The following is a 23715-nucleotide window of genomic DNA, read 5'->3' on the forward strand; positions in this document are numbered from 1 at the left end:
TTTACAACATCCCCACGTTTTTCACGTTCTTCGCCTTATCCATCAGATGTCGCAAAAATGATTGACGCACCAATTTTTCATGTGAATGGTGATGATCCTGAGGCAGTTGTTTTTGTTGCTAAAGTAGCAACAGAATTTCGTCAAATTTTCCATAAATCGGTGGTCATTGATATGTTTTGTTATCGCCGTTATGGGCATAATGAAGGTGATGAACCTTCCTTTACGCAGCCACTTATGTATAAGGCAATTCGTAATCATAAAACAACCCTTCAGCTTTATGGTGACCAATTGATTGCAGAAGGAATAGTTACTTCAGAAGAAATTGAACAACAAAAAAAATTATGGCGCGATAAGCTTGAAGGTGAGTTTGAAGCAAGTGTTTCTTATAAGCCTAATAAGGCTGATTGGCTTGATGGAAGTTGGACGGGAATCAAAGCTTTTAGTAATGCTGATGAGCAAAATTCCAAAACAACGGGTGTTGAGTTAAAAACTTTAAAGGAAATTGGTCAAAAACTTGTCGAAATTCCAGAAGGTTTTCATGTTCACAAAACCATTCAGCGTTTTTTAAACAACCGTACTAAAATGTTTGAAACCGGTGAAGGAATTGACTGGGCAACTGCTGAAGCTTTAGCTTTTGGTTCACTTTGTTTGGAAGGAGCGCCGGTTCGTCTTTCTGGTGAGGACGTTGAACGTGGAACTTTTTCACAACGTCATTCAGTTCTTTATGATCAAGAGAATGAAGCGCGTTATATTCCTTTGAATCATTTACAAAAGGGGCAAGCGCTTTATGAAGTTGTTAATTCTATGCTTTCTGAAGAAGCTGTTCTTGGTTTTGAATATGGGTATTCTCTTGCTGAACCGCGAGGATTAACACTTTGGGAAGCTCAATTTGGTGATTTTTCTAATGGTGCACAGGTCATTTTTGATCAATTTATTTCATCCGCAGAGCGTAAGTGGCTTCGTATGTCTGGTCTTGTGTGTTTATTGCCTCATGGTTTTGAAGGGCAAGGGCCGGAGCATTCTTCTGCACGTTTAGAACGGTTTCTTCAACTTTGTGCGGAAGATAATATGCAGGTTGCTAATTGTACAACTCCTGCAAATTATTTTCATATTTTGCGTCGGCAAATTAAGCGTGATTTCCGTAAGCCTTTGATTTTAATGACACCAAAATCACTTTTACGTCATAAGCGGGCTATTTCTTTTCTCGATGAAATGGGATCAGAAACGAGTTTCCGTCGTGTGTTGCTTGATGATGCAGAATGTCTCAAAGATTCTGTCGTTAAATTGCAAAAGGATAATAAAATTCGTCGTATCGTTCTTTGTACGGGCAAGGTTTATTACGACCTTTATGAAGAACGTGAAAAAAAGGGTATCGATGATGTTTATCTCCTTCGTGTTGAACAACTTTATCCTTTTCCTGCAAAAGTTTTGGTGAATGTGTTATCGCGCTTTTTGCAGGCAGAAGTTTTTTGGTGCCAAGAGGAGCCAAAAAACATGGGGGCGTGGTCATTTATTGAGCCTTATTTGGAATGGGTTTTGACACATATTAATGCGCAATATTCACGTGCTCGTTATGCTGGACGTCCTGCGAGTGCATCACCGGCCTCTGGGTTGATGGTGAAACACCTTGAGCAACTGGCTGCGTTTCTTAAAGACGCGTTAGGTTCTTAACTTATTATTACTCTGATGTATGGAAAGAATATTATGACTACTGAAATCCGTGTTCCTACTTTAGGCGAATCGGTTACTGAAGCAACGGTTGGCAAATGGTTTAAAAAACTTGGCGAAGCTGTCGCTATGGATGAGCCTTTGGTTGAATTAGAAACTGATAAGGTAACAGTTGAAGTTCCTTCTCCTGTTGCGGGGAAGTTATCTGAAATCATCGCAAAAGAAGGCGATACGGTTGAAGTGAATGCTCTTTTAGGAGCGGTGGAAGCTGGCGAAGCTGGTGTCTCCCAATCATTTTCGTCTTCTACTGCACCTGTTCCAGTTGCTTCATCTGAATCAGAGAAGCCTGCTTCGAGCAGTAGTACTATGCCTCCTTCACCTTCGGCAGCAAAATTGATGGCTGAAAATAATGTTGCAAAAAGCGATATTTCAGGTTCTGGAAAACGTGGACAAATTCTTAAAGAAGATGTTCTTGGTGGATTAGAACAAAGAGCAAACGCCTCTACACTTTCTTCTTCTGCGACGAGTTCTTCGGTAATTCCCGTCCAAGAAATACGTGAAGAGCGGGTTCGTATGACGAAATTGCGTCAAACAATTGCGCGCCGTCTTAAAGATGCGCAAAATGTAGCAGCAATGTTAACCACATTTAATGAGGTTGATATGTCAGCGGTGATGGATTTGCGCAAGCGTTATAAGGACCTTTTTGAAAAGAAACATGGTGTTAAACTTGGTTTTATGGGTTTTTTTACTAAGGCTGTTTGTCATGCATTGAAAGAACTTCCTGCTGTTAATGCAGAAATTGATGGAACAGATATTGTTTACAAAAATTATGTCAATGTTGGAATTGCTGTTGGAACGGATAAAGGGCTTGTCGTTCCAGTGGTGCGTGATGCAGATCAAATGTCATTGGCAGAGATTGAAAAAGAAATTGGCCGTTTGGGACGTCTTGCGCGTGATGGAAAATTAGCTGTTTCTGATATGCAAGGCGGAACTTTTACCATTACCAATGGTGGTGTGTATGGGTCGTTAATGTCGACACCGATTTTGAATGCACCACAATCTGGTATTTTGGGAATGCATGCGATTAAAGAGCGAGCAATGGTTGTTGAGGGTCAAGTTGTGATCCGCCCCATGATGTATTTAGCGCTTTCTTATGATCACCGTATTGTGGATGGGCAAGAAGCTGTGACTTTCCTTGTGCGTGTTAAGGAAAGCTTAGAAGATCCGGAACGCCTTGTTCTTGATTTGTAAAATACAGTTTTCAGGATGAAAGGAGAAACGGATGTCTTATGATGTGGCTGTGATCGGAGCGGGTCCAGGTGGTTATGTAGCAGCAATAAAGGCGGCGCAATTGGGACTTAAAGTAGCGATTATTGAAAAGCGTACAACATTAGGGGGAACATGCCTCAATGTTGGTTGTATTCCTTCTAAAGCATTGTTGCATGCTTCAGAAGTGTTTGCTGAAACCCAGCATGGTTTTGAAACGCTTGGTATTTCTATTGGGAAACCTAAGCTTAATCTTGAACAAATGATGGTTCATAAGAAAGCTGTAGTGACAGCCAATACAAGTGGTGTTTCTTTTTTGATGAAAAAAAATAAAGTTGATACTTTTTTGGGAACAGCTAAAATTTTAAGTGCGAGTCATGTGGAAGTTGTTGCCAAGGATGGTAATAAACAAACGATTGAAACAAAAAATATTATTATTGCGACAGGTTCTGAGAGTTCGGGCATTCCAGGGGTGAATGTTAAAATTGATGAAAAGACTATCGTCTCTTCTACGGGAGCGCTTTCACTTGAAAAGGTACCTGCGCGTATGATTGTCGTGGGTGCTGGTGTTATTGGTTCAGAACTTGGATCAGTTTGGAGCCGTTTAGGTGCTAAAGTGACCATTATTGAATATCATAATAAAATTTTGGGTTCAATGGATGGTGAAGTTTCTCGTCAATTTCAGAAGTTAATGGAAAAACAAGGAATTGAATATAAAACTGGTGCAAAGGTAACAGCCATTACACAATCTGGCTCAACGGCTCAGGTGAGCTTTGAAACCGTCAAAGGGGGGGAGGCTGAAACTTTAGAGGCTGATGTTGTGCTTATTGCTACTGGACGTTCTCCTTATACAGAGGGGCTTGGCTTGAGAGAAGCCGGTATTCAGTTGGATGAACGTGGTTTTGTTGAAATTGATGCCCATTGGCAGACGAATATTCCAGGAGTTTATGCGATTGGTGATGTCGTAAAAGGGCCAATGTTAGCCCATAAAGCAGAGGAAGAAGGCGTTGCTGTGGCAGAAATTTTGGCAGGTCAAAAAGGACATGTTAATTTTGATGTTATTCCTAGTGTAGTTTATACTCAGCCGGAAATTGCGAGTGTAGGAAAAACAGAAGAAGAATTAAAAACTGCTGGTATTGAGTATAATGTTGGCAAATTTCCTTTTATGGCTAATGGTCGTGCACGTGCGATGCAAAAGAGTGATGGGTTTGTTAAAATCCTTTCTGATAAAAAAACAGATCGGGTGCTAGGGGGGCATATTCTTGGATTTGGTGCTGGTGAAATGATCCATGAAATTGCAGTTTTAATGGAATTTAGTGGTTCATCAGAAGATCTAGGGCGCTGTTGTCATGCACATCCTACCTTATCGGAAGCAGTGCGTGAAGCAGCTTTAGCAACATTTGCGAAACCGCTTCATATTTAAAAATCTTTTAAAAGGTACATTTTAAAAAGAGCAAGGGGGGGCAGCAAATGCTTGTGAAGCATACAATAGCACTTTAGAAGGAATAAAACCAATAATGAGGGATTCCATTTAATGTTATATGCTCAATAGTTGTTGTTTTAGAGCTCGATTGTGCTGTTTTGATTGATTATCGTGGTGTACTGTAAAATCTTATCGTTTAGAGCGGTGATATTTGGTCTACGTAAAAGTTTACGTATGAGGTATTTTTTATAGTGTTATAAAATATCTAAGGTATGGAGCGTAGAGGCCTATTTGCCCGCTTTGTTTTAAGGAAATATCTCTTCAAAGCTCCGAGAGGCTATTTCGCGATGGTGTTTGTGAATAGTATAACTATAAAATTCCTTGTGAACTATATAAAACTCATTATGCACCGTCATCTTCACGTTTAGTAAAAATGTACGCTGACACTATCCTAAGTTTTTCCATTCCTCAACATTGCTAAAGCTCTTTATTATTCGAGAGTTTTCATAAGAGGAGATTTTCTTTTATCGTTTTTTGTTTACACGTTTTCTTTGTTTGTGATGTGCGGACAAGAGATTTTAATTGATTCAATTAAGAGAGAGTTTATGATGAGAAAATCTTACAGTATTCGGCGTTATGATTCAAATTAAGAACGAAAATTGTATCATTATAAATCAAAATGTTATATATTATGATGAATCATATGAAGTGAGAAATTAAGAGGAATTGAATTGTTTAATGATTGGCGCCGGTTAAAAATTTTCATCCTTTAAGATGAAGATGGATGTCAAATATTTTACAAAATACCGCTCTTTTTTTAAGAGCGGTATTTTTATATCTTTTTGTTGATAACACTATCTTTTTGATGACAATGGCAGATCATAGAGTGTGATTAAATCAGTTCTTTTTGCCATTCTATTTTTCTTTATCATGGTTTGCTATGTCTTAAAAAGATGATCTGTATCTTCTTTAATGTTTTTAAGAAATTCCAATGCTACCAAAATATAACGAATAGCTAAAATTTTTTTGAAAAAACATAATTTCATAAGAATATTAAATTTGTTTTCATTTGGCAGTTTTGTGATAACTTGAAAAATTAAGTTTATGCACTCTATAGGGATAAATTTAAAATTGTAATTTTTTATCCTCTTGTTGTTCTCTTATAAAAGTGGGAAGCCCCATATGATCAAGATATTTAAGGAAAGGGTGGGGTGGTAACTCTTCCACATTGACCATAGTTTTAACATCCCATTCACCTGTGGCAATAAGAAGAGCTGTTGCGGCTGCTGGTACGCCAGCCGTATAGGAAATGCCTTGTGCCCCAGTTTCATGAAAAGCTTGTTTATGATCGGCTATGTTATAGATAAAAATTTCTTTTGGTTTTCCATCTTTTTCACCTTTAATAAGATCTCCAATACAGGTTTTTCCTGTGTAATCTGGGGCGAGAGAGGAAGGATCAGGTAAGACAGCTTTTACAACTTTTAAAGGAACGACTTCTTGTCCTTCTGCTGTTTTAATGGGCTGTTCGGATAAGAGACCAAGATTTTTCAAAACGGTAAAAACAGTGATATAACGATCACTAAATCCCATCCAGAAGCGGACATTTTGAACATCAAGATTTTTGGAAAGTGAATGAATTTCATCATGTCCTGTCATATAGGCTTTTTGTTTTCCGACAACTGGAAGATCCCATTCATGACTGACTTCAAACATTTTATTGGAAGTCCATTTTTTATTTTGCCATGACCATACTTGTCCTGTAAATTCACGGAAGTTAATTTCTGGATCAAAATTTGTAGCAAACCAACGCCCATGATTCCCAGCATTAATATCGATAATATCGATGTCTGTGATTTTATCAAAATAACATTTATGGGCTAATACTGCGTAAGCATTAACGACACCGGGATCAAATCCCGCACCCAAAATAGCGGTGATACCAGCTTTTTCACATTCTTGACGCCGTGGCCATTCATAATTGCCATACCAAGGAGGAGTCTCACAAATTTTAAGAGGATCTTCGTGGATGGCAGTATCGATATAAGCGCATTTGGTTTCGATACAAGCTGAAAGAATAGACATATTGAGAAAGGCAGAACCAACATTAATGACAATTTCGCATTTGGTCTTTTGGATGAGCTTTACAGTTTCTTCTACATTCATTGCATTGAGTGTATGGCTTTTGAAGACACCTTGTTCTTTCATTGCGTTTTTTTCTTTAATAGAAACAATGATGGCTTCACATTTTTTGAGCGTTCGTGAAGCAATGTGAATTTCACCAAGAATATCGTTGTTTTGAGCACATTTGTGCGCCACAACTTGTGCAACACCTCCAGCACCAATAATGAGAACATTTTTCTTCATTGTAGGTTCATCTCCTTTTTAATACTGTTGTATGACGTTTTTTATGGTTATCTCTATGAAAGACTTTCCTGATAGTCGTTATAGCTAAACTGGCGTTGCAGTGTTAATGTGCCATCGCATTCTTTGAGAACAATAGCAGGCATTGTAACACCATTAAACCAGTTTTTCTTGACCATTGTATACCCTGCTGCATCTTGAAAAGACAGCCTATCCCCTATTTTAAGAGGTTTTGGAAACTGAAAAGTTCCAAAAACATCACCGGCAAGGCAGGATTTTCCGCAGATCATAATTTCATGTTCTCCTTGATTGGGTTCTAATTTGGCATTTTCACGATAAATGAGAAGGTCAAGCATATGTGCTTCAATTGAGCTGTCGACGATGGCAAGATTCTTTTGATTATATAATGTGTCAAGAACGCTGACTTCTAGGGTGGTGCTTTTGGTAATCGCGGCTTCTCCTGGTTCTAGAAAAAGCGTAACATCATGAGTTTTGGAAAAGTGTTTTAAGCGTTCTGCGAAAGCTTCTAGAGGATAATTTTCAGCGGTAAAATGGATTCCGCCGCCAAGGCTTATCCAGTCAACGGCAGAAAAAAGCTCTGAAAACTTTTCTTCCATATACCCAAGTATTTGATTAAAAAGATTAAAATCAGCATTTTCACAATTATTATGGATCATCAAGCCGTTGATGAGAGGCAGGACTTCTTTAATAGCACTTTGATTTGTTTCTCCTAAGCGACTAAAAGGGCGGGATGGATTGGCAAGATCAAAATTCGATGCACTAATTCCTGGATTTAATCTTAGACCTCGTTGAATGGTTTTTGTTGCATTAGAAAAGCGTTGAAGTTGTTGGATTGAGTTAAAGATAATTTTATCTGCATAACCACAGGCTTCATCAATTTCATGATCGGCCCAAGCAACTGAATAGGCATGCGTTTCTTTGCCAAACTTTTCTTTTCCTAAATGAAGTTCATAAAGGGATGATGATGTAGTTCCATCCATAAACTCAGACATTAAATCAAAAACACTCCATGTGGCAAAACATTTCAAAGCAAGCAAAACTTTTGCTCCGGATATTTCCCGTAAGCGAGAAATCGTTTGCATATTTTTGATGAGTTTCGATTTGTCTATAAGATAATAGGGGGTTTTTATCATCATTTATTCATTCTTTTTTGAAGGATCTTATTGCCAAGATCAACGTTTAGTACAAAGAGTAACAGAATGTCTCAAGAAAAAAGAGTCTTAAGAAAAGAATCTGTTTCTGTCTAGCAAGAGAAAGGCTTTCTGTAATTACTGTTGTTTATTATGTTGAGTTTTTTGTTATGAGTATGAAAAAAAAATTATATTATGCTTTAGCTTTTGTATTTGTTAGCAGTTTTTTCATTATAACAACCACTCTTACTCATTTGGTGCAAAATAGGAGTGATGCTAAAGCCAAACTGATTTCTAATGCCTCTGTCCAAGAGGATTCGGTATCTTTGATTTTTACTGGGCGTAGAGAACTTAATGGTTTTAAGGGGTATCATGATTATAGACGTGGTTATGTTAAGTATAAAGATAATTGGTGGTATCCTGAAGCGGCATTTGTTACATCTCCGCACTTAAGCACAAAAGGCGCATCATTAAAAGTTGTATCAGATACTAAAAGAGAGTTTTTAGCTTCTTCTTCAGAAAAATTAGAAAAAAAAGAGCCATGGATGCTTAAACAACATATTGAATCTTGCCGTGTGCGTTATCGCTCTTATAATAAAAATGATAATAGTTTCCAGCCTTTTCATGGACCTCGTAAACAGTGTTTATCGCACTTTTTTAAAGGATAGAAATTATTAAATAAAATTTTAATTGCTTCTTGTCGTGGGCGTTATTGTTCTTACAATAAGGAGAAAACTTGTATGGTGCGCAGTATTTTTACGCAAGCATTGTTGTTGAAAAATTTAAATGCTTTTAAGTTTTATTAAATCTTATTATCATTAAGTGTGGAATGGGGGGAAATATAAATTTTGTTTTGTCAATGACAAAATATTTAAGGGCAGTATGGAGCTGAAAGAATGATAACACGGGAAGCAATGTTGATATTGCTCGTTTTGCTTCCCTTTGGTGGAAGCGCTGTTATTGGCTTTTTTCATTCGACAGCGAAAAATAACGAAGCATGGTTTGCTGGAGGCATTGCTCTTTTTAGTCTTTTTTTTACAATCATGCTTTATCCTGCGGTTTGTGGAAATCATATTATACGTTTGGATATTTCTTGGCTTCCAGAATGGGGAGGGAATTTAGTCCTTCGGATAGATGGTCTATCGTGGCTTTTTTGCTTGCTCATTACAGGAATTGGGCTGCTTGTCGTTGTTTATGCGCGTTATTATATGGATCCGGCGGATTCTGTACCACGATTTTTTTCCTTTTTTCTGGCCTTTATGGGTTCGATGACAGGGATTGTTTTATCAGGTAATCTCGTTTTTTTGGTTGTTTTTTGGGAACTTACCAGTATTTTTTCTTTTTTGTTGATTGGTTATTGGTATCATAATGCTAGTGCGCGTGAAGGGGCGCGTATGGCTTTAATGATTACAGGTTTTGGTGGTTTTGCCCTTTTTATTGGGGTTTTATTGATTGGGTACATTGTTGGCAGTTTTGATTTGGATAAGGTTCTGCAGTCTGGAGATGTGATCCGGTCAAGTGCTCTTTATAGTCCTGTCCTTATTTGTATTCTATTGGGAGGATTAACAAAAAGCGCGCAGTTTCCCTTTCATTTTTGGCTACCCAACGCGATGGCTGCTCCAACACCTGTATCGGCTTATTTGCATTCAGCCACGATGGTGAAAGCAGGGTTGTTTTTGCTGGTTCGTTTATGGCCTGTGCTTTCTGGGACAGAGCTTTGGTTTTTGCTGGTTGGCTTTTCAGGACTTTCGACACTTCTTCTAGGTGCCTATTGTTCTATGTTTCAGCAAGATTTGAAAGGACTGCTTGCTTATTCGACTATTAGTCATCTTGGATTGATTACCACGCTTTTAAGCCTTGGGAGTCCCCTTGCATGTGTTGCAGCGATTTTTCATATGGCTAATCATGCTACTTTTAAAGCTTCTTTATTTATGGCTGCTGGCATTATTGATCATGAAACCGGAACACGTGATATGCGTAAGTTGACAGGCCTTTATCGCTTTATGCCGGTTACAGCAACTCTTGCTTTAGTGGCAAGTGCTGCGATGGCTGGTGTTCCTTTATTAAATGGTTTTTTATCGAAAGAGATGTTTTTTGCTGAGGCCGTTGAAACGCATATGGAATCATGGCTTGATTGGATTGCTCCTTATGTAGCAACGCTGGCTAGCTTGTTTAGTGTGACTTATTCTATACGCTTTATTCATGGTGTTTTTTGGGGACCAAAACCGGATAAATTACCCAAAACTCCGCATGAACCTCCGCATTTTATGCGTTTACCAATGGAACTTTTGGTGTTTATTTGTTTGGCAGTTGGTATTTTTCCTAATTTAACAATCGGGCCTATTTTAGATAATGCTGTTGTGTCTGTTTTAGGACCAATGAAGATCTCTTATAGCTTAGCTGTTTGGCATGGGATTAATACGCCATTAATGATGAGCTTAGTGGCTTTATTAGGGGGCGGATTGCTTTATGTTGTCGGGCATCGTTATTTTTTATCCTGTGATGATGGGGCTCCTTTTTTTCGTCATTTGAATGGACCGCGTATTTTTGAACGTATTCTTGTGATTATTTCTTGGAAATGGGCACGTGCGGTGGAATCTGTTTTGTCAACACGCCGTTTGCAAATACAGTTGCATTGGATCTTTGGTGTGTGTTTTATTTTTGTTGGTCTTTTGCTTTGGTGTGATGGTTTAATCGCAGCAGGAGGATTACCACTTTTTCCACTTGATATTCCTTTTCTCGCTCTTTGGTTAGTCGGTGGATTGTGCGCTCTTTTAGTGGCTTGGCAAGCAAAGTTTCACCGTCTTGCTTCACTCATGCTGTTGGGGGGAGCAGGACTAATGACTTGTGCAACCTTTTTATGGCTTTCTGCGCCCGATTTGGCAATAACGCAATTGGTTGTTGAAATCGTGACAGCTGTTTTATTATTGCTTGGTTTGCGTTGGTTGCCTAAGCGTGTGCATAATCCTGCTCCAACGTCTGTTCATTTTTGGGTGCGTGTACGTCGTGCTCGTGATTTCATCATAGCAATTATGGGAGGTGCTGGTGTTGCATGGCTCTCTTTTGCGGTGATGACACGTCCTCAAGGAACAACAGTTTCTCATTTTTTTCTGAAGAATGCTTATTCTGGTGCTGGTGGTCGTAATGTTGTGAATGTGTTATTGGTTGATTTCCGTGGTTTTGATACTATGGGAGAAATTGTGGTTTTGGGGGCTGTTTCACTGACTGTCTTTGCCCTTTTGCGTCGATTCCGCCCTGCTCCTGAAAGTATTGATGCACCGTTTCAACAACGTGTTCAGGAAGCTTTTGATAAGGCACAGCCGGATCGGAATGTGGGGGATACAGTGTTGAATTATCTCGTTATTCCTTCTGTTATTATGGGGTGGCTTTTTCCGGTTATTATCGCTTTTGCTGTTTATTTATTCGTGCGAGGACATGATCTTCCAGGAGGGGGATTTGTTGGTGGAGTCACTTTAGCGATAGGCTTTATTTTGCAATACCTTGCACAAGATATTCGTTGGGTAGAAAACCATTTGAGAGTCTTGCCTTTACGCTGGATGGGTTTCGGTTTATTGCTATCGGCTCTAACGGGAATAGGGGCTTTGTTTTTTGGGTATCCTTTTTTAACATCATTTTTTCAATATATTCATGTGCCGTTAATTGGAAAGATTCCTATAGCATCTGCTTTTTTGTTTGATTTTGGTGTGTTTTCTCTTGTGTTAGGAGCAACGGTTCTCATTTTAATTGCACTTGCACATCAGTCAATTCGTAGTTACCGAATCGGTAAAAAACCCGCTTTGAAAGAGAAGGAAAATTGATGGAAATTATTCTTTCTTTGGCTATCGGTGTTCTTGTTGGATCTGGGATTTGGCTCATTTTACGTCCTAGAACTTTTCAAATCATTCTTGGTTTGTCTTTGATATCTCATGGTGTTAATCTTTTCATATTTGCAATGAGTAGACCGCGCAGTAATGCGGCGCCAATTGTTGATCCTACTACAGTGATTAATACAGCTAATTATGTTGATCCTCTTCCTCAGGCTTTGGTTTTAACTGCGATTGTGATCAGTTTTGCAACGACAGCGTTATTTTTGGTTATCTTGTTGGTTTCACGCGGTTTAACAGGTTCAGATCACGTTGATGGACGTGAGGTACAGTGATGGGAGCTTGTGTGCATTATCTTCTTATTTTGCCTATTCTTTTGCCGTTAATTACAGGAGCTCTTCTTCTTTTCTATGATGAACGCCGTTCAAAACTGAAATCACTTATAAGTATTTTTTCCGCTGTATTGTTAATTGTTGTTGCTGTTTTATTGGTGGGGCGTGCTCTTGAAGTTGCACCAGCCTTGGATGTTTATCGGCTTGGTAATTGGCCTTCCCCTTTCGGTATTGTTTTGGTGCTTGATCGCTTAAGTGCTATGATGCTTTTACTTTCTAGTCTGTTGACTACTGCAGCATTGGTTTTTGCACGAGCACATTGGTATAAAGCGGGTCCTCATTTTCAGTCATTGATGCAATTTTTCATGGTTGGAATAAACGGCGCTTTTTTGACAGGTGATGTATTTAATTTATTTGTATTTTTCGAAGTAATGTTAACAGCCTCTTATGGGCTTGTGTTGCATGGATCTGGTCCGTTACGTGTGCGTGCTGGGTTGCATTATGTCGTGGTTAATCTGGTTGCTTCGTTGTTTTTTCTGGTTGGCGCGGCGCTCATTTATGGAATCGTGGGTACGCTCAATATGGCTGATTTGGCTGTAAAAATAAAATATATAGCCTCTAGCGATATGACTTTATTCGAAATAGGAGCTGCGCTTTTGGGAGTTGCTTTCTTGCTTAAAGCAGGAGTGTGGCCATTGAATTTTTGGTTGATGCCAACGTATAGTGCAGCAGTAGCACCCGTTGGAGCTTCTTTTGCACTTTTAAGCAAAGTTGGTATTTATATTATTTTACGTTTAACATTGTTATGGTTTGGTCCTGAAAGTGGACATTTTAGTCATTTTGGTCAAACGGTTTTATTTTACGGTGGTCTTGCCACTATGGCTTTTGGTTTTATTGGGGTGTTGGCAAGCCAAGTCTTAGTACGTTTGGCAGCTTATAGTGTTTTGGTTTCTTCTGGGACTTTGTTGACAGCGATTGGGATTGGCAACACAGCATTGATTGCAGGTGCACTTTTTTATATTGTTTCCTCAACATTGGCACTTGGTGCTTTTTTTCTTGTTGTGGAGTTGGTTGAACGTTGTCAAGATGTGGCAGCCAATGTTTTGACGGTTACAATGGAAGTTTATGGTGACGATGAAGAGGATGAAGAAGATGAAGTGGGGACCTATTTGCCGGTAACTTTGGCAATTCTTGGGGCTTGTTTTGGGCTTTGTGCACTTTTGATTATTGGTCTACCACCTTTTTCTGGTTTTGTTGCTAAATTTATGATGTTCGTGGCACTCTTAAACTATAGTAAAGAAAATATTTCTACCTCTCTGCCCGTTTATCATGATTGGCTTTTTATGATTTTTGTTACCATATCTAGTTTTGCTGCTTTAATTGCGATGACACGAACGGGGATTCGAACTTTTTGGATTTCTCTTGAGGGCAGAATTCCAAGGGTTCAGGTGATTGAATTTGCTTCTGTTGCCGTTCTCCTTGCTTTGTGTTTTCTTATTACAATTGTTGCTGGTCCTGTTAGTCGTTATATGTTGGAAACGGCCAGAACTTTGTATGAACCTAAAAACTATATTGGAAGTGTTTTGGATGATTTTTCTCTAGAAAATAGGGGGATGAATCAATGAAGTATTGTTACTTTTTCCCTTTTTCTAGCGTAGCAATTGTTTTTATGTGGCTGATCTTAAATGGCTTTAGTTTCGGCCAATTGCTTTTAGGCGTTATCATCGCGTTGTTTGGGGGCTGGATGATGCGGCTTCTTGAGTCGGAAAAGACAACCATTAAAAGTTGGCGGGCAGTTTTTCAGTTGTCTTTTCGTGTGTTTATCGATTCTATCGTTTCAAATATTGCAGTGGCTTGCTTCGTTTTAACCAAAAGATCTCGAAAACATCAGTCTGGTTTTATTGTGGTGTCCATTTCGCTCGAAAGTCGTACAGCTTTAGCTGTTTTGGCATGTATTCTTTCAGCAACTCCAGGTACTGTTTGGATTGCCTATAATAGAAAAAATAGTGAACTTTTACTTCATGTTTTAAATTTTAAAAATGGATATGATTATCAAAAATTGATCAAAAAACGCTATGAGCAATTACTTTTGGAGATTTTTTAATGAGTATGGTGATCCTTTATTGGGGGCTTTATCTTTCGCAGTTTTTTTTAAGTTTGGCAATGATTCTTGCACTATTTCGGTTGATTCGTGGGCCACGGGCGCAAGATCGGATTGTGGGGTTGGATGCTCTTTATATAATCACTATTCTTTTATTTCTTACATTCGATATCCGTTCAGGAACAACTATTTATTTTGTTGCAGCACTTATTATTGGCTTGTTGGGTCCTGTATCAAGTATTGCGTTGGCAAAATTTCTCATGCGAGGAGAAATTATTGAATGAAGGATGTATCGCTTGTTGTTTCTATTGCTGTTACATTTTTTTTGATATTAGGATCTGGTCTCACATTGATTGGAACAATAGGATTGGTGCGCCTTCCCACGTTTTATAAGCGTTTACATATGCTTTCTTTGAGTACAAGTTGGGGTGCTGGCAGTATTCTTATTGCGTCGTTTCTTTATTCAATTTTTATAGATCATCATTTTGTTTTTCATGAATTTTTGTTGATGATTTTTTTATTTATAACAATGCCTGTCGCTTCTATGCTCGTATCACAAGCGTCGGCTTATCGCCACTATTCAAAAAATAAATTAAAAAAACCGCTGGCTCTTTTATCACGTCAGATGGAAGAACAAACATCTGCTTCAGAAGAAATATCATGTGATACGAGCCAGAGCGATTTTTAAGATGAATAAGCTTTTTTATTCTGTTTTTTGTTCTTCTACACACTGAATAGGGTTTTTATTTTCTGGATCATTAATGAGATCAGAGAGTATGGCTTCGTTTCCTTTTGTCCACCATATATATGGTCCTCCCATATATTTTGCTCCAGAAGCACTTATGCTACGGGAAGCGATGATACGCTTTCCGTTCCATTTGAAATCAACAAGTGAAATGTTACCAGCATTGAGATAGGTTGCTTCAACACGCTCTTTACTTGTGCCTGTATCGCATTGATAGGTAGCAACTTCTGTTGTTGGTTCTGGATTATCCGGTACCTCAATAACTAAAGAGCTAGCAAAGGCATTGAGTGAACCGAATAGTGGCATACTTAAAGCAGCAAAAAATCCTACAATAAAAGTAATTTTTTTCATGATATTTCCTCAGTTATTTAAAATAATAACAGTGATTCATCCTTACAGAGGATGGGATTTTTTTCTTCTGGATCTTGAATAAGATCATAAAGTGTTACTTCTTTATTTTTTTCCCACCAAATATATTGCTCCCCCACATACTTTGCTCCAGAAGCAGCAATAACATTAGCAGCAATAATGTGATCGCCTTTCCATTTGAAATCAACTAATGAAATATTGTCAGCGTTGTAATAGGTTGCTTCAACGCGTTCTTTATTTCCTCCTATATTACATTGATAGGTCATAGTTTGTTTTTCTGGATTATCTGATACCTCAATGATTAAAGAAACAGCCAAGGCACAGCTGACATTGAAAAATAATAAAGAGGAAAAAAATCCTAAAATATGTAGAGTTTTTTTCATAATGCTTCCCTATATGAAAAGTAATTTATCCTATACGATGGTGTCTACGGCAGGATTCGAACCTGCGACCCCAGGATTCATACCACTTCGATTTTCACCGCCAGCCTTATCGGCTGTTTGTGGTCTGGACTGTCTCTTCACCTTGAAGCTTACGCCTTTTAGGTGCTGCCCGTTCAGTCTCTACACCTTCCTCTTATAATGAAGAGAGGCTTGGCTCGGGATTGGCATATAGTCGCCCATGAAGCTTTCCCCGAATTTGAGCAGATCCACTTTGAAGATTTCTCCTCAAAGTGCCCAATTTCTTTAGGAATCCTGTGCTCTATCCTACTGAGCTACGCAGACATCATCATCTTTATTCCTTTAATAGAAGTATAAAAACGAATCAATTATATTCAATATGAATTAACGAATTTCTGTTAATTTTTGTTCCAAAAAGGACAAAACTGCATCTGGTGGAACATTTTTTGCAATAAATGATTGGCCAAGTCCGCGTGTCAAAATGAAAGTCAAATTATTTTGTGAAACTTTTTTGTCTTGGGCGATGAGATTCATTAGAGTTTCAGCATTTGGTAGACATCCTGGAATATCTTTTAATTGTGTAGGCAATCCTATGGCTTTAAGGTGTGCTTCGATGCGGTGTATGAGCGTGGAGTCTATTAGATTCAGTTGAGCAGAGAATTGATGCGCGAGAACCATTCCAATTGCTACAGCTTCACCGTGAATTAAACGCTTTGAGTCATAAGCGGTTGCTGTTTCAAGCATGTGTCCAAATGTATGGCCGAGGTTTAAGAGTGCGCGCTCTCCTTTCTCATATTCATCACGTGCTACAATGGCAGCTTTAAATTGGCATGAGCGAACAATTGCCTCTGTTCGTATAGAGCCATTAGAAAAAATTTCTTCTCCATTTTTTTCAAGCCATTCAAAGAAATCAGGTTGGTTAATGAGTCCATACTTGACTATTTCTGCGTAACCAGCACGAAATTCACGTAGTGGTAGGGTATCAAGGATACATGTGTCAGCAATAACGCATTGCGGTTGATAAAAAGCACCAATAAGATTTTTTCCATATCGGCTGTTGATACCCGTTTTTCCACCAACAGAGGAATCAATTTGCGCAAGAAGAGTTGTGGGCATTTGGATGAAGTTCATACCACGGCGGATCATACTTGCCGCAAATCCTGCTAGATCGCCAATGACACCACCACCAAAAGCAATAACACAGTTCCCTCTTTCTAAACGCGCAGCAAGAATTTGATCGATGACAACTTGCAGGGTTGAAAATGATTTTGATTGTTCTCCCGCTTCTACAATAATAGGGACAGTATGGATTTTATTTTTTTTAAATTCTGTTTGTAATGTATCCAAATGGAAGGATGCAACATTTGTATCTGTAACAACTGCTAAACGCGTTTGATGAAAATCTTTTTGCTGAAGAGCATGTTTAATCTGTAAAGAAGCTTGTGTAATGAGACCCGGACCAATGATGATATCATAACAGTGCTTGTCTAATTTAATGGTGACGGTTTTGGCTTGCATGCTTGTTCTTTCTATCGTTATTTTTTTGTATGGAGGTAGTGCTGTATAGATCGTATGACATTTTTTGCTACTCTGTAGGGGCTTTCTTTATGACTGTTAATTGTTAAATTTGCTTTTTCATAGAGAGGATAGCGCTGTTCCATGAGTTGTTGCATCGTTTCTTTAGGGTTTGCTGTTTGAAGAAGTGGTCGTGTTGGACGCTTGGAAACACGTTGCATAAGGATATCAAGATCTACTTTCAGCCAGATGGATATTCCATTTTGATGGATGGCTTTTCGTGTATCTTGATTCATGTAGGCGCCACCACCTGTCGCTAAAACAAGAGGGCTTTTTTTTATGAGATTGAGAATAACACGCTGTTCAAGAGTACGAAATTCCGCTTCACCGTAGATTTTAAAAATTTCTGTGATAGGCATTTGTGCTGCTTTTTCGACTTCTTGATCAGAATCATAAAAGGGTAAACCAAGCATGTTAGCAACACGTTTTCCGATGACTGATTTTCCTGCCCCCATAAGACCAACAAACACAAGAGCTTGGTTATCGAGAGATGATAAGAGTTGTTTCTTTACTTGTGACATGGAGGGATGTTGGGGTCGATTATTTTTCATAGCTTATTTCGGCATTTATCTGCTTGAAAGTCAATTCCTGTTAATCTTTATAAGATAGAATAAGAGATAGAATATTTTGGAAAAAGTTTATTATTTTATGCCAACATTGACCAGATTTTTGATGATTCTTTTTATTTTGCTTATTATTCTTTTTAGTATAATGATCACTCTTGTGGTTTTTGTTGAGCCTGTAACTGTGGATATGTCTGTTGATGTCCCTTTGGATTCATTGAGTCTTTCCTTGAGAATGAATCAATGAAAAATAACATTGTGATAGAACGTTTTCTTGAAATGATGAGTGCTGAACGAGGTGCTTCTGTTCATACGCTTGCGGCTTATCAACATGATTTACAGTGGGCGCAAGATGAATTGTCTTCCCATTCTGTTTCGCTTTTTGCAGCACAAAAAGAAGATTTGATTGGTCTTTTGTCGCTTATGCATACGTTTGGTTTTGCTGCATCTTCACAAGCGCGTCGTTTATCGACGTTGCGTCAATTTTATCAGTTTCTTTATGCAGAAGGATTAAGAGCAGATGATCCTTCCCATGATATTGATGCACCTCGCCAAGGACGCCCTTTGCCCAAAATTATCAGTGAAGATGTGGTGACAAAATTTCTTGATTTGGCGCAGTTGGAGGTTAATCAAGCAGTTTATGGGTCCAAGGATTATTTGCGGGCATTGCGTCTTCAGTTGTTGAGTGAAATGCTTTATGCAACAGGATTACGCATTAGTGAGTTGGTGAGTTTGCCAGTGCAGGCTGTTCGGGGGAAAGAATACAGTATTTTGGTTTGCGGTAAGGGAAAAAAAGAACGAATGGTGTTGTTATCAAAAAAAGCATATCAAGTTCTGTTGCAGTGGTTGAATTTGCGTGATCAAGGAAAAGATGCAACAAGCCTTTATCTTTTTCCGGCCCATTCAGAAACAGGGTATATTGCTCGTCAAGTTGTTGCACGGGAATTGAAAAATCTTGCTAAAAGAGCTGGAATAAAAAGTAATCACTTTTCTCCCCATGTGTTACGCCACGCTTTTGCTAGCCATCTTTTACAAAATGGTGCTGATTTGCGTGCCGTTCAACATTTGTTAGGTCACTCTGATATTGCTACTACTCAGATTTATACCCATGTGTTGGAAGAGGGACTTTATCGTTTAGTCAATGAGCATCATCCACTTGCCGATGAGCAAAAGGCTCGTTAAAGAAAAGGTGTTGTTTTTGAAAAAGACTTTATAAAGCGAATTATAAGTGTATAAGTGACACTGAGTGAGTTGGTACAATGTATAATTATCTTGATTTTGAAAAACCAGTTGCTGATCTCGATGGGAAAATTCTTGAATTAAAAAAAATTTCTCAGGAAAAAGACAGTCTTGATATGAGCGACGAGATTGCGCGTCTTGAAAAGCGTTCCCAAACGGCATTGAATGATATTTATAAAAAATTGACACCGTGGCAAAAAACACAAGTCGCTCGTCATCCTGATCGTCCGCATTTTATGGACTATTCTAAACGCTTATTGAGTGATGTTACACCTTTGGCAGGAGATCGCAAATTTGCTGAAGATGAAGCTATTCAAGCCGGTTTTGCTCGCTTTAAGGGGGAGGCCGTTGCTTACATTGGTCAAGAGAAAGGTCACGATACGCAAACACGTTTGCGCTATAATTTTGGTTCTGCACGTCCAGAAGGATATCGTAAAGCGGTACGTATTATGGAAATGGCTGACCGCTTTAGTTTGCCACTCCTCACTTTTATTGATACAGCGGGTGCTTATCCTGGAGTAAGCGCTGAAGAACGTGGGCAAGCGGAAGCAATTGCTCAATCAACAGCAGCAACTTTGCGCCTAAAGGTTCCTGTTGTATCCGTTGTTATTGGAGAAGGCGGTTCTGGGGGAGCTATAGCAATTGCGGCTGCCAATAAAGTTTATATGCTGGAACATGCGATTTACTCTGTTATTTCTCCAGAAGGAGCAGCTTCTATTTTATGGCGTGATCCAGCCCGTGCAAAAGATGCTGCAATGAATATGCGTATTACTGCTCAAGATTTGTATCGCTTAAAGATTATTGATGGTATTATTTCGGAGCCTTTAGGAGGAGCACATCGTGGAAAAGAAATTGCCATTGATGCAACGGGTGATGTTATTTCAGGGGCTTTAAAAGAGATGGCTGGAAAGGATGGTCAAGTGCTTAAACAAGAGCGAAGGGAAAAATACCTTCAAATTGGTCGCTCACTAGTATAAGTCATTTTTGGTGAGGGGTGTTGGATTGGAGTTTTATTCGATGATATTTAACAGATTCCTCGCTCTGTGTGTTGTGTTTGTAATGGGAATATTGACGGCATGTGAAGGAAGATTACCAGCTTCTATTCGGGCTAAAGTTGAGCAACCTCTTCCGCAGGAAATCCGAAATAGAATGGCTCTGTACAATATAGACCCATATGCACCGATTATGATGCGGTTTTTTAAGGAAGAAAATGTTGCTGAAATTTGGAAGCAATCTCGTTCAGGATCTTTTGTGTTGGTGGCGCGCTATGGCATTTGCAAATGGTCTGGTAAGCTTGGTCCTAAATATAAGGAAGGGGATCTTCAGACACCAGAGGGCTTTTATACGATTAGCGCAAACCAAATGAATCCTTATTCAAAATATTATCTTTCTTTTAATATAGGATATCCGAACCTTTATGATCAGGAAAATGGCCGTACAGGAAGCAATCTTATGGTACATGGTTCTTGCTTTTCCGCTGGTTGTTATTCTATGAGTGATAGAAATATGGCTCAAATTTATGCGTTTGCACGGGATGCTTTTAAAGGAGGGCAAAGAGCATTTCAGTTACAAGCTTTTCCTTTCCGCATGACTGAGAATAATATGTCACGTCATAGCAATGATCCTCATTATCAATTTTGGGTTATGCTTAAGAAAGGTTATGATTTTTTTGAAGAAAATCGTAAACCTCCAATCGTTGAAGTTTATGAAAAACGTTATGTTTTTAATCGCGATATTGATAAAACTTCAGTTTCTCTGATGCAGTGAGTGTTATTTTATCCTGCTGCGTACTGTAAAACACTGTCGCTTATGGTGATGATATAGGATATATAACTTTATGCATAAGGTGTTTTTTTAAGTGAGGGGTCAATGTTTTAAAGCGTTGAACTTGTTCATAGAGCTTTATGTCAGTAAATTAAATGGGGTGGGACGCCAAGAGGAACTTGTTTAGAGGAGTTATATTGTTTGCAGACCGATACAGGGAGCAATATTTATTTTTAGTGGAGAGTAAGCTAACAAAAAATGTACTTTTTTTCAAAGGATTTTATTCTTTCATGCTATAAAATTTTTCCTTGTAAGGCTGTTATGTAAGTAAGGCTGTTATATAAAATACAGTCACACATCTTAAAATACGATATTGTTCTGTCTGATTTTAGTTTTTTTGCTTCAATTTAAGAGGGTTTTGTTTCAATCTGCTGGAGAAATAAAGTTGAGTAGAATATTTAGAACCAAGAATTTGTTCAATGGGATTGTGAAATGAATCATTTGAACTGGTTCGTAGATGAAGCCCATGACGAGAAAAATACCCTGATTACAAATTGGTAAATATTAAAAAAAATTATGATAACAATTTAATTTATAATGATAATTTATTATTTTTCCAGTTTGAATCACAACCTGATTCTTTTATATGAAAATCTATTTATGATGAATCAATCAAAATTATTTGCTTGCACATTACAAATGGGAAAAGCCCGCGTGGCTAAAAACATTAAAGAAAAAAACGCCTCTTATGAATCTCAAGTGTAAAGGGTGGTGCAACATTGGAGGTTGGTAAATAATGTGATGGTGCTGGATTTCTCCTTCAAAAGCGTAAAGATGGTGGTCCTAAAGAATTTACCATTATATCATTGAAGGGAGGCGAATTAAAATTTTACGCCTGGAATGACCAGAGGGTTTTCCAAAAGCGCCGTTTTATCTGCAGTATCTATTGCTGGTTTATTAAAAAAAGCATTGAGAAGTTTTTCTATCGCTTCTTTTTCAACACCATCGGCAATGATGACAAAACGTGTTTGTTTTATTCCTTTTGGCCATGCTGGCAATCTTATGGGAGGATGAAAAAATGTTTGTACGCCATGTAATACAAGTGGGCGATAAGGGTCATCACGCAATGCGATAATTGCTTTAATACGTAATAATTTTGTACCATAGCGCTCTTGTAGGAGATCTAAAAAAGCTTCAATTGTGGCGTAATCAACAGGATCCTCACAGTTTAGTGAAAAGGTACGAATGGTTTTATGGGGGGTATGATCATGTGGGGTAGTCGTAAGATTTTGTTTAAGTTTTGTATTTTCTCCTTTTTCATTCCATAATGTGTTATTTATTAATAGATTTGAGCAGAAATCTTCAGAATGGGCATCAATTATTTGTGCTGTAGGATTAATGGCTTTAAGTGTGTTAAGGAGTGTATTTGAAAGCATTTGTGGGGCTGAGAGATCTGTTTTGGTGAGAATAATTTTATCAGCAAAGATTAATTGTTTATATATTTCAGGATAGTGCTCACATATGGAAAGCGTGCTTAATGTATCAAATGTTGCAAAAACAGCATTTATGGACAATGTTTGAATAAACAGTGGGTGGCTTAAAAGTATTTGTAAAATAGGAGCGGGATCAGCCACCCCTGTTGTTTCAATGATAATGTGATTGAGTTGTTTGATTTGTCCTGTTTGGATGCGATTGATTAAATCGGTTAATGTGTCGATGAGATCACTGCGTAAATGGCAGCATAAGCAACCATTGGCAAGCTCAATAATTCCTTCTGTCGCCTTTTCAACCATAAGGTGGTCAATACTGATTTCACCGAATTCATTGATGATAACAGCACATTCTGTTAGAAGAGGGTTTTTTAGCATACGGTTGAGCAAAGTTGTTTTGCCAGAGCCTAAAAAACCAGTAATAAGCGTGAGAGGAATGCGCTTTATTTTCATATTAATCATCAACCGTGGTTTTGTTTTAAAGAAACATCTCTTAAAGCACCCAATCTCATTTCATGGCGCCGACGATGAATGGTATAACGATAAAGCCATTGAGCACCACCAGCTTTACGTTTGTGGATAAGCAAGCCGGCATTAACACTATTTGCCGGCTTCCAATGTTGCGCGACAGCCCTTAGAACTTAAGATGGTTCATAAGAGCCACTTTAATCCTTTCTTAATAGTTTTTTACCCATATGGCTAGTCTCGCTTGTGACGTGCAAGTAAGTGATTTTGATTGATTCAAGATAAACAAATTTGAAATGAGAGAATTTTACGTTATTCGGGACTCTCAATTCAATATGAATAACGCTAAATTATCATTATAAATCAATATCTTGTTGTTTTAAAGAAACCTATCTGAATATGTTTAATCCCATTTATAATGGTACTTGTGAGGGATATAATGGTAAACACCCCATAAATCCATTATACTACTATTCTTATGCTTATAAAGGTGCACGTAGGCACTAACTACACTTCCTCAGTGGCCAATGTTGTGATAACTTTTGGTACTTGAAAAGACTTATAAGAGGAATTTTAATTTCCTGCTTTAATTATTTTATCTCTATGCTCATCCAACTGGTGGTGTGCAAGAAACTGATTTTAATTGATTCGACAGATACAGATTTGAAATGAGGAAACCTTACGATATTTGTTCTTCTGACATAAGGTGCAAAATTATTATTATAAATCAATGAATTATAATTAATTATAGATTATGGCTTACGGCTTTTTTATAGAATAGTTTTCACTTCTTTTAGACAGATTATGGGGTTTTCTTAGTGGTTTTACTGTCATTTTGGGTGTCTGTGGCGTACGAATGAGGTGTACTACTAAAGGATGAGAAAAAGAAGGTGAAGCAGCAATAAAAGGTGAGGTGAGAATAATATTTCCTTGATCATCATATGAATTTGCATGCATTTTTATGGCTTCAGGTGTGCA

The 23715-nt window shown here is 38.2% G+C and carries 20 protein-coding genes and 2 pseudogenes; 13 read left to right on the top strand and 9 right to left on the bottom strand.

Annotated elements, in window-relative coordinates; genetic code table 11:
* From ACFIO3_RS01390 to lpdA, 3 genes are all read left to right on the top strand, one after another.
* Positions 1-1671, top strand: a 1671-nt coding sequence (locus ACFIO3_RS01390) for a 2-oxoglutarate dehydrogenase E1 component (RefSeq protein WP_375704043.1), incomplete at its 5' end; no start/stop codon positions are given.
* A 33-nt stretch (positions 1672-1704) separates the two neighbouring features.
* Positions 1705-2919, top strand: a complete 1215-nt coding sequence (gene odhB, locus ACFIO3_RS01395; RefSeq protein ID WP_375607892.1) for a 2-oxoglutarate dehydrogenase complex dihydrolipoyllysine-residue succinyltransferase — start codon at positions 1705-1707, stop codon at positions 2917-2919.
* A gap of 31 nt (positions 2920-2950) precedes the next feature.
* Positions 2951-4357, top strand: coding sequence for a dihydrolipoyl dehydrogenase (gene lpdA / locus ACFIO3_RS01400; protein ID WP_375607891.1), 1407 nt, complete (start codon positions 2951-2953; stop codon positions 4355-4357).
* A gap of 1125 nt (positions 4358-5482) precedes the next feature.
* On the opposite strand, the gene ACFIO3_RS01405 is transcribed toward lpdA, so the two are convergent.
* On the bottom strand, positions 5483-6721 hold the full coding sequence (locus ACFIO3_RS01405) for a saccharopine dehydrogenase NADP-binding domain-containing protein (protein ID WP_375607890.1): 1239 nt from the start codon (positions 6719-6721) through the stop codon (positions 5483-5485).
* A gap of 53 nt (positions 6722-6774) precedes the next feature.
* Positions 6775-7872, bottom strand: coding sequence for a carboxynorspermidine decarboxylase (locus ACFIO3_RS01410; RefSeq protein WP_375607983.1), 1098 nt, complete (start codon positions 7870-7872; stop codon positions 6775-6777).
* A gap of 167 nt (positions 7873-8039) precedes the next feature.
* Between ACFIO3_RS01410 and ACFIO3_RS01415 the strand changes: the two genes are divergently transcribed.
* From ACFIO3_RS01415 to mnhG, 7 genes are all read left to right on the top strand, one after another.
* Positions 8040-8537, top strand: a complete 498-nt coding sequence (locus tag ACFIO3_RS01415) for a BA14K family protein (protein ID WP_375607889.1) — start codon at positions 8040-8042, stop codon at positions 8535-8537.
* A gap of 228 nt (positions 8538-8765) precedes the next feature.
* On the top strand, positions 8766-11687 hold the full coding sequence (locus ACFIO3_RS01420; RefSeq protein WP_375607888.1) for a monovalent cation/H+ antiporter subunit A: 2922 nt from the start codon (positions 8766-8768) through the stop codon (positions 11685-11687).
* Positions 11687-12028, top strand: a complete 342-nt coding sequence (locus ACFIO3_RS01425; RefSeq protein WP_375607887.1) for a Na+/H+ antiporter subunit C — start codon at positions 11687-11689, stop codon at positions 12026-12028. Before ACFIO3_RS01420 ends, ACFIO3_RS01425 begins: the two co-directional genes overlap by 1 nt.
* A complete protein-coding gene (locus tag ACFIO3_RS01430; protein ID WP_375607886.1) occupies positions 12028-13650 on the top strand; it encodes a monovalent cation/H+ antiporter subunit D in 1623 nt (540 codons plus the stop codon). Before ACFIO3_RS01425 ends, ACFIO3_RS01430 begins: the two co-directional genes overlap by 1 nt.
* Positions 13647-14129: a Na+/H+ antiporter subunit E gene (locus ACFIO3_RS01435; RefSeq protein ID WP_375607885.1), complete on the top strand. Its 483-nt coding sequence runs from the start codon at positions 13647-13649 to the stop codon at positions 14127-14129. The genes ACFIO3_RS01430 and ACFIO3_RS01435 overlap by 4 nt, the downstream gene beginning before the upstream one ends.
* On the top strand, positions 14129-14410 hold the full coding sequence (locus ACFIO3_RS01440) for a K+/H+ antiporter subunit F (protein ID WP_375607884.1): 282 nt from the start codon (positions 14129-14131) through the stop codon (positions 14408-14410). Before ACFIO3_RS01435 ends, ACFIO3_RS01440 begins: the two co-directional genes overlap by 1 nt.
* Positions 14407-14814, top strand: coding sequence for a monovalent cation/H(+) antiporter subunit G (mnhG, locus tag ACFIO3_RS01445; protein WP_375607883.1), 408 nt, complete (start codon positions 14407-14409; stop codon positions 14812-14814). The genes ACFIO3_RS01440 and mnhG overlap by 4 nt, the downstream gene beginning before the upstream one ends.
* A gap of 15 nt (positions 14815-14829) precedes the next feature.
* Here mnhG and ACFIO3_RS01450 read toward each other — a convergent pair whose 3' ends face one another.
* From ACFIO3_RS01450 to ACFIO3_RS01465, 4 genes and pseudogenes are all read right to left on the bottom strand, one after another.
* Positions 14830-15222: an MliC family protein gene (locus ACFIO3_RS01450; protein ID WP_375607882.1), complete on the bottom strand. Its 393-nt coding sequence runs from the start codon at positions 15220-15222 to the stop codon at positions 14830-14832.
* A gap of 17 nt (positions 15223-15239) precedes the next feature.
* Complete coding sequence (locus ACFIO3_RS01455; protein WP_375607881.1) at positions 15240-15623, bottom strand: MliC family protein; 384 nt, start codon at positions 15621-15623, stop codon at positions 15240-15242.
* Between the two features lie 402 nt (positions 15624-16025).
* Positions 16026-17159, bottom strand: a complete 1134-nt coding sequence (gene aroB, locus ACFIO3_RS01460; RefSeq protein ID WP_375607880.1) for a 3-dehydroquinate synthase — start codon at positions 17157-17159, stop codon at positions 16026-16028.
* Positions 17134-17767, bottom strand: a pseudogene (locus ACFIO3_RS01465) (shikimate kinase). Before ACFIO3_RS01465 ends, aroB begins: the two are co-directional and overlap by 26 nt.
* A 255-nt stretch (positions 17768-18022) precedes the next feature.
* On the opposite strand from ACFIO3_RS01465, the gene ACFIO3_RS01470 reads away from it, so the two are divergent.
* The 3 genes from ACFIO3_RS01470 (at position 18023) to ACFIO3_RS01480 (ending at position 20785) form a co-directional block, all read left to right on the top strand.
* Positions 18023-18961, top strand: a complete 939-nt coding sequence (locus ACFIO3_RS01470; protein WP_375704044.1) for a site-specific tyrosine recombinase XerD — start codon at positions 18023-18025, stop codon at positions 18959-18961.
* Positions 18962-19038: 77 nt separating this feature from the next.
* Positions 19039-19995, top strand: a complete 957-nt coding sequence (locus ACFIO3_RS01475; RefSeq protein ID WP_375607878.1) for an acetyl-CoA carboxylase carboxyltransferase subunit alpha — start codon at positions 19039-19041, stop codon at positions 19993-19995.
* 40 nt (positions 19996-20035) lie between these two features.
* A complete protein-coding gene (locus ACFIO3_RS01480; protein ID WP_375607877.1) occupies positions 20036-20785 on the top strand; it encodes a L,D-transpeptidase family protein in 750 nt (249 codons plus the stop codon).
* An 878-nt stretch (positions 20786-21663) separates the two neighbouring features.
* Here the strand turns inward: ACFIO3_RS01480 and ACFIO3_RS01485 are convergent.
* The 3 genes and pseudogenes from ACFIO3_RS01485 to ACFIO3_RS01495 form a co-directional block, all read right to left on the bottom strand.
* Complete coding sequence (locus ACFIO3_RS01485) at positions 21664-22725, bottom strand: CobW family GTP-binding protein (protein ID WP_375704045.1); 1062 nt, start codon at positions 22723-22725, stop codon at positions 21664-21666.
* 8 nt (positions 22726-22733) lie between these two features.
* A complete protein-coding gene (locus tag ACFIO3_RS01490; protein ID WP_375607875.1) occupies positions 22734-22859 on the bottom strand; it encodes a DUF4102 domain-containing protein in 126 nt (41 codons plus the stop codon).
* Between the two features lie 637 nt (positions 22860-23496).
* Positions 23497-23715: pseudogene (locus tag ACFIO3_RS01495) on the bottom strand (D-alanyl-D-alanine carboxypeptidase); the annotation flags it as partial.

The organism is Bartonella sp. AD328YNZD (assembly GCF_042196425.1).

Bases quoted from the DNA above. Each gene is read 5' to 3' on its own strand.
- odhB (WP_375607892.1), top strand. From the start codon at position 1,705: ATGACTACTGAAATCCGTGTTCCTACTTTAGGCGAATCGGTTACTGAA.
- lpdA (WP_375607891.1), top strand. From the start codon at position 2,951: ATGTCTTATGATGTGGCTGTGATCGGAGCGGGTCCAGGTGGTTATGTA.
- ACFIO3_RS01405 (WP_375607890.1), bottom strand. From the start codon at position 6,721: ATGAAGAAAAATGTTCTCATTATTGGTGCTGGAGGTGTTGCACAAGTT.
- ACFIO3_RS01410 (WP_375607983.1), bottom strand. From the start codon at position 7,872: ATGATAAAAACCCCCTATTATCTTATAGACAAATCGAAACTCATCAAA.
- ACFIO3_RS01415 (WP_375607889.1), top strand. From the start codon at position 8,040: ATGAGTATGAAAAAAAAATTATATTATGCTTTAGCTTTTGTATTTGTT.
- ACFIO3_RS01420 (WP_375607888.1), top strand. From the start codon at position 8,766: ATGATAACACGGGAAGCAATGTTGATATTGCTCGTTTTGCTTCCCTTT.
- ACFIO3_RS01425 (WP_375607887.1), top strand. From the start codon at position 11,687: ATGGAAATTATTCTTTCTTTGGCTATCGGTGTTCTTGTTGGATCTGGG.
- ACFIO3_RS01430 (WP_375607886.1), top strand. From the start codon at position 12,028: ATGGGAGCTTGTGTGCATTATCTTCTTATTTTGCCTATTCTTTTGCCG.
- ACFIO3_RS01435 (WP_375607885.1), top strand. From the start codon at position 13,647: ATGAAGTATTGTTACTTTTTCCCTTTTTCTAGCGTAGCAATTGTTTTT.
- ACFIO3_RS01440 (WP_375607884.1), top strand. From the start codon at position 14,129: ATGAGTATGGTGATCCTTTATTGGGGGCTTTATCTTTCGCAGTTTTTT.
- mnhG (WP_375607883.1), top strand. From the start codon at position 14,407: ATGAAGGATGTATCGCTTGTTGTTTCTATTGCTGTTACATTTTTTTTG.
- ACFIO3_RS01450 (WP_375607882.1), bottom strand. From the start codon at position 15,222: ATGAAAAAAATTACTTTTATTGTAGGATTTTTTGCTGCTTTAAGTATG.
- ACFIO3_RS01455 (WP_375607881.1), bottom strand. From the start codon at position 15,623: ATGAAAAAAACTCTACATATTTTAGGATTTTTTTCCTCTTTATTATTT.
- aroB (WP_375607880.1), bottom strand. From the start codon at position 17,159: ATGCAAGCCAAAACCGTCACCATTAAATTAGACAAGCACTGTTATGAT.
- ACFIO3_RS01470 (WP_375704044.1), top strand. From the start codon at position 18,023: ATGAAAAATAACATTGTGATAGAACGTTTTCTTGAAATGATGAGTGCT.
- ACFIO3_RS01475 (WP_375607878.1), top strand. From the start codon at position 19,039: ATGTATAATTATCTTGATTTTGAAAAACCAGTTGCTGATCTCGATGGG.
- ACFIO3_RS01480 (WP_375607877.1), top strand. From the start codon at position 20,036: ATGATATTTAACAGATTCCTCGCTCTGTGTGTTGTGTTTGTAATGGGA.
- ACFIO3_RS01485 (WP_375704045.1), bottom strand. From the start codon at position 22,725: ATGAAAATAAAGCGCATTCCTCTCACGCTTATTACTGGTTTTTTAGGC.